Source organism: Pseudomonadales bacterium (genome assembly GCA_013215025.1).
Taxonomy (GTDB): Bacteria; Pseudomonadota; Gammaproteobacteria; order Pseudomonadales; family DT-91; genus DT-91.
This window is the reverse complement of record JABSRR010000181.1, coordinates 1-5,559: the sequence shown is the minus strand read 5'-3', so window position 1 is coordinate 5,559 and position 5,559 is coordinate 1. Positions and strand designations below refer to the sequence as shown.

Annotated in this window: 6 protein-coding genes; 3 read left to right on the top strand and 3 right to left on the bottom strand. The window is 52.5% G+C overall.

The features are described from left to right. Window positions 1-764, top strand: a 764-nt coding sequence (locus HRU21_11235; protein ID NRA42861.1) for an integron integrase, incomplete at its 5' end; no start/stop codon positions are given. A 31-nt stretch (window positions 765-795) separates the two neighbouring features. On the opposite strand, the gene HRU21_11230 is transcribed toward HRU21_11235, so the two are convergent. Next, the gene (locus tag HRU21_11230) at window positions 796-1,767 is read right to left on the bottom strand and encodes a hypothetical protein (protein NRA42860.1); all 972 of its coding nucleotides are present in this window, start codon (window positions 1,765-1,767) and stop codon (window positions 796-798) included. A 125-nt stretch (window positions 1,768-1,892) separates the two neighbouring features. On the opposite strand from HRU21_11230, the gene HRU21_11225 reads away from it, so the two are divergent. After that, entirely contained in the window at window positions 1,893-2,705 is an 813-nt protein-coding gene (locus tag HRU21_11225) for a TIGR01458 family HAD-type hydrolase (GenBank protein ID NRA42859.1), read from the top strand. On the opposite strand, the gene HRU21_11220 is transcribed toward HRU21_11225, so the two are convergent. Both HRU21_11220 and radA read right to left on the bottom strand, forming a co-directional pair. Further along, window positions 2,665-2,976, bottom strand: a complete 312-nt coding sequence (locus HRU21_11220) for a hypothetical protein (protein NRA42858.1) — start codon at window positions 2,974-2,976, stop codon at window positions 2,665-2,667. The genes HRU21_11225 and HRU21_11220 overlap by 41 nt on opposite strands. Window positions 2,977-3,081: 105 nt before the next feature. Further along, window positions 3,082-4,449: a DNA repair protein RadA gene (gene radA, locus HRU21_11215; protein NRA42857.1), complete on the bottom strand. Its 1,368-nt coding sequence runs from the start codon at window positions 4,447-4,449 to the stop codon at window positions 3,082-3,084. A 267-nt stretch (window positions 4,450-4,716) separates the two neighbouring features. Between radA and HRU21_11210 the strand changes: the two genes are divergently transcribed. Further along, on the top strand, window positions 4,717-5,559 hold an 843-nt coding region (locus HRU21_11210), incomplete at its 3' end, for a PhoH family protein (GenBank protein NRA42856.1).

The following is a 5,559-nucleotide window of genomic DNA, read 5'->3' as shown; positions in this document are numbered from 1 at the left end:
ATACGCAGAAAATTGCCCTGAACGCGCTGGTATTTTTGTTTCATAAGGTGCTTGATCAACCCTTGGGCGAGCTAAATTTTTCTTTGGCGACCAAGCAGCGACGCTTACCCACGGTGCTGAGTGAGCAAGAGATAGCCAGGCTTTTTCAGCAGTTTCCGGCCAAGCGCTTGCTGGCGTTTCAGTTAATGTATGGTAGCGGTCTTCGCTCGGCAGAGGTATTAAGCATTCGCTTGAAAGATATTCAGCTGCAGCAGCAGGCCCTGCATGTGGTTGATGCGAAGGGCAATAAAGACCGTGTCACCTTACTAAGCCCACGCTTAAATTCTGCGTTAGAGCAGCAAATGCAGCGTGCGCTAATGGTACAGCAGCAAGATAATGCGCAGGGCGTCGGTTGCTCAATGCCGGTAGCGCTGGCGCGCAAATACCCGCGCGCGTATTGCTCGCCAGAATGGGCGTTTTTATTTCCGTCCGCGACATTATGCCAGCACCCGGTGAGCGGCGTGCAGTGCCGTCATCATTTGCACCCTTCAGTGTTGCGTAAAGCCCTGAAAAAAGCCGTTCTTGCTAGCCAGCTGCATAAGCGGGTAACCTGCCATACGTTTCGACATTCATTTGCCACCCATATGCTGGCGCATGGCGCAGATATTCGCACCGTACAAGATTTGCTGGGGCATAATGATGTGAAAACCACGCAAATTTATACCCATGTTTTGGGCCAGCATTTTGCTGGCACAAATAGCCCGTTAGATCGCTTATTGGCTTAAACTTGGCTTGGTTTGGCTTGGTTTGGCTTGCTTAGCTAAGCGTGCCGGGCTTTTTTAATAGCAGAATATCGCGCACAATCGATTCGCTCATGCGATGTTCGGCATTAAAGACAATCGGCTCTAGCTGTTGTTCAGCAAACAGCTGCAGTATCGCCTCACGCTTGGGCATATAGCGGTTATAGGCCAGCGCCATCACACCCCCCGGTTTTAAGGCATTGGCCCAGGCGCTAGCGCAGGCTGCTAACACGCTTAGTGGATTGCGTGCCTTGTCACTGCCGTGGTGCTGAATACCATAGGGCAAGTCGCTCACCAGCGCATGAAAGCGTTCATCGCGCAGCAGCGTATTGCTGTTGCGGCTGTCGCCAATAATCAAGCGCATATGGGTTTGTTTTACCGCAAAGTCGATAAATTTACCCTGCCCTTGTTTATTAGCCTTTCCCACAAAGCCGTGCTGCAGGCTGTGTTTTTGCCGCTGCAGCTTGGTTTGCTTTTTGAGATGCTGCTGCAAATCTAACAGCGCCTTGGCATCTTGTTCGATGCCTTTGCTATTGATGCCATAGCGCATTGCCCACAGCAGCGTAGTGCCGCGTCCACACATAGGATCAAGCAGTTTGATGTGTTCGGCCGGCAGCGGCAGCTGAGCCAATGCTGCATTGATTAATAACTGCGTTAATAGCTCGTTGGTTTTGCCCTTGTATTTGGCACCATAGACAAATTCTGCACCCAGCTGCCAGTTTGGCGTAAGCGGCAGCGGCTGCAATAGCTCACCCTGCTGCTGAAACACGGCTTGCACAAACGTCAGCCTTGCCACCGATGGCGGCAGCGGCGCATTTAGCTGCAGCCGCAGGTAGCTAACCCCTGCAATCGTGTCGATACTGTAGCTCTCTGCGTTAAGCTGCTCAGCTTGCAGCCAGGCTTCAGTCTCGGCCGCAATCACGCGCGCGCTGTCGGCAAAATATGCGCCCTTGCACAGCGGTGAGATAAGTAACAGATACGTTTGCACGGTGTGTCCTTGAGAAAAAGCGCTATGGTAGCAGTTTCGCCAATCGGCCACTAGCGTCTGCACAATACGCAGCTTTGGCAGTCTTAACTATACTGTAGTTAGGCTTGTTTATGGTGGAGATAATCATGGCTGATCAACACTTTAGCACGGCGGCGGCCCTGTTATTTGACCTTAGCGGGGTCTTGTATGAAGGCAAGCAGGTCATCGACGGCGCCACCGCCACCATTCGCACCCTGCGCAGCGAAGGTTATTGCCTGCGCTTTATTACCAATACCGCCAGTCAGGCCAAGAGCGATATTTTAATGCAGCTACACGCCATGGGCTTTGAGGTAAGCGCGGCTGAGCTATTTACCGCCACCGATGCAGCACTTGGCTATATTCAGGCGCAGCAACTAAACCCTTACTGCATTGTACATCCAAATATTCAGCCGTTTTTTGCCGGTTTTCAGCCGCCTTATGATAGCGTGCTGGTCAGCGATGCACGCGCTGGCCTGCATTATGCCGCGCTGAATCGCGCTTTTCAGCTGTGCTGGGCCGGCAAGCGCTTAATTGGTGTGGGCAATAACCGCTATTTTAAGGCCGATGGCGAGCTGCAGTTAGATGCCGGGCCGTTTATTCAAATGTTGAGTGAGGTTTCTGGGCAAACCGCCGAAATTGTCGGCAAACCCAGCGCTGAGTTTTTTCATGCGGTGGTTGATTCGACCGGCTTCGCCGCCGATCAATGTCTGATGATTGGCGATGATGTGATGGGCGATATCGATGGCGCCTTGCGTGCTGGCCTGCAGGCCTGTTTAGTGCGCACTGGCAAATATCAGCCCAACGACGAGCTGCTGCTTAACCCGCCCTGCGCGGTGATTGACTCGATTGAGGCGCTGCGCTTACACAGCACCCTGCCGTTTATTGAGCATGAAAATGCCAATCGGCCATGGCATCACTAGGCAGTCGGGCCAGCGGATTTAATAGCGGCGTATTGGCGACAATATCTTGCTCAAAATCACCGCGTAAGCGGCAAACCTCGTGCAGCCCATGCTGCTCTAGGCCAACAAAAAACCGTCGCCCCTGCATCGGCAGCACCGTTTGCAGCGCCGATTCGGGCAGCACCTGCTGACCGTTGCGAATGGCCAAAAACTGCGCATAGATAGCCTCATAGGAATCACCTGACAGTTGAGTGACTACCTCGGTGGTATAGCGAAAGGTCATGCTTTTCATTGTCTGCTCCTGCGTGATGTCTGCTTTGCTATTTGTTACTAGTGTATGCAATCAGCGGCTCAGGCTCAGAACATTTGTATGTATAAAGCGGCGTTGTTATTACCCTTATATTGCCTGCAGCGCTTGCTCGAGGCGGTCGACCAGCACCACCTCCATGCCGGCAATTGGCTCGCGCGGGGCATTTGCGCGCGGCACTATCGCACGTTGAAAGCCATGCTTAGCCGCTTCTTGCAGTCGCTCTTGCCCCGACGGCACGGGGCGGATTTCGCCCGACAGGCCAACCTCACCAAACACCACCAGATTTTGCGGCAGGATGGCGTTGCGCAGTGACGACACCACCGCCAGCAAAACAGATAAATCGGCTGCAGTTTCTAACACTTTTACCCCACCAACCACATTTACAAAAACGTCTTGATCACCGGCATGCACGCCGCCGTGGCGATGCAATACGGCCAGCAGCATGGCTATGCGGTTTTGCTCAACTCCAACCGCCACCCGTCGCGGGTTGCCAAAATTACTGTCGTCGACCAAGGCCTGAATTTCAACTAACAGTGGTCTTGTGCCTTCCCACACCACCATAACTACCGAGCCTGAGGATGGCTCAGCCGCTTGCTGTAGAAAAATCGCTGAAGGGTTTTTCACCTCTTTGAGGCCGTCTTCCATCATCGCAAATACGCCCAGCTCGTTGACCGCGCCAAAGCGATTTTTTTGCCCGCGCAAGGTGCGAAAGCGGCTGTCCGATGAGCCTTCAAGCAGTATTGAGGTGTCTATCATATGTTCTAACACTTTAGGCCCAGCTAAAGAGCCATCTTTAGTAACATGACCGACAAGAAATAAAATCGTGCCGCTTTGCTTGGCAAAGCGGGTTAAAAACGCGGCGCTTTCCCGCACCTGACTGACGCTGCCCGGGGCCGAGCTAATCTCGCTTAGATGCATCACCTGAATCGAGTCGACCACCATGATCTTTGGCTTGTGCTGCTGCGCCTGGCTAATGATTTGCTGCACATCGGTTTCGGCCAGCAGCTGCAGCTTATCCATAGGCAGCTGTAGCCGTTTGGCGCGCATCGCCACCTGCTGTAGCGACTCTTCGCCGGTCACATATAGCGCTTTTTGCTGCTCGGCTAGCTTGCATAAAATCTCTAACAGCAGCGTTGATTTGCCAGCGCCGGGGTGACCGCCAATTAAAATCGCCGAGCCGTGTACCAAGCCGCCGCCCAGTACGCGGTCTAACTCGCCCACCTGGGTTGAAATGCGCGGCAGCTCTTGTAAGTCAACCTCGGCCAGCGTTTGCACCGCCTGCGTCGTCTGGCCAGCATAGCCGCTATAGCGCGGTGCATTAGCTGAGGCCTTGGCTGGCTGTAAGATAATTTCGCTTAAGGTATTCCAAGCGCCGCACTCACTGCACTGGCCCTGCCACTTGCTGTGTTCGCCACCGCAGTCACTGCATACATACGCTTTTTTTGCCTTAGCCATGAACGCCCACACCGTTTTTGCTTGTTTCGGGCTATTGTAGGCAGCTTTCAAACTACTGTAAATATAAACAGGTTTTTTTGTTGGCGGTTTTCGCCTATGCTGAACTTGTCAGTGTTTAAGGAAGCCGAATATTGCTGATAAGCTGTATCGCCTACTGGTTCCACCCCCTATCTTGCCAAGCCCTATTGGCAACACTGTCGCTGACACTCACAAAACTTTACTCGCTCGTTCACCCAATTCTTTTGACTCAAGAAGGATGCCAAGCCTATGCAAAAAATTTATGTGCTCGATACCAATGTTTTACTGCACGACCCCACTGCCATTCATGCCTTTCACGAACATAAAATCGTGATCCCCATGACGGTCTTAGAAGAGCTCGACTCGATCAAAGACCGCAAGCAAAAAGATGTGAGTCGTGAAGCGCGTATCGCCATAAATTCGATCGACGCGATTGTCCGTGACGCCACGCCAAAAGCCATGCAGGCGGGCATTCAAATTTCTGAAAACCTACCCGGCAAGCTGTGCATCTATGATGACCAAGGCGTGTCTGATAAAGGCATTGCTAGCGTCATCACCGGCTCGCCACAGCAGAACAACGACAACCGCATTATCAATGTCGCGCTGGCCTTACAAAAACAGTATGTCGATGCCTTTGTTTGCCTGGTAACCAAAGACATCAATATGCGCATCAAGGCCAAAGGCTCGGGGCTGGAGCAGGTTGAAGATTATCGCCGCGATAAAGTCATTGATGATATTTCTTTACTGGCGCATGGCCATATTACCGTGAACGGTTCATTTTGGGATTATGTCAAAGAGGTCGACACCCAGCAGTACGGCGATAAAACCGTACACATCGTCGACAGCGACATTGTCGATAACCCCTACCCCGGCATGTTTATCGCCGATGAAGAAGATTTTTTAGGCTATGTTGAGCAGATTGATGCACAGCAGCTTTGTTTACGTGATTTATCTGGCGATCAGCTGATGCGGCAGAATATTTGGGGCCTCACACCGCGCAACCTGGAACAGGCGATGGCAATGTTTTTACTGAATCAACCCGAGGTTGACCTGACCGTGCTAACCGGCCCGGCGGGCTCGGGTAAAACCTTG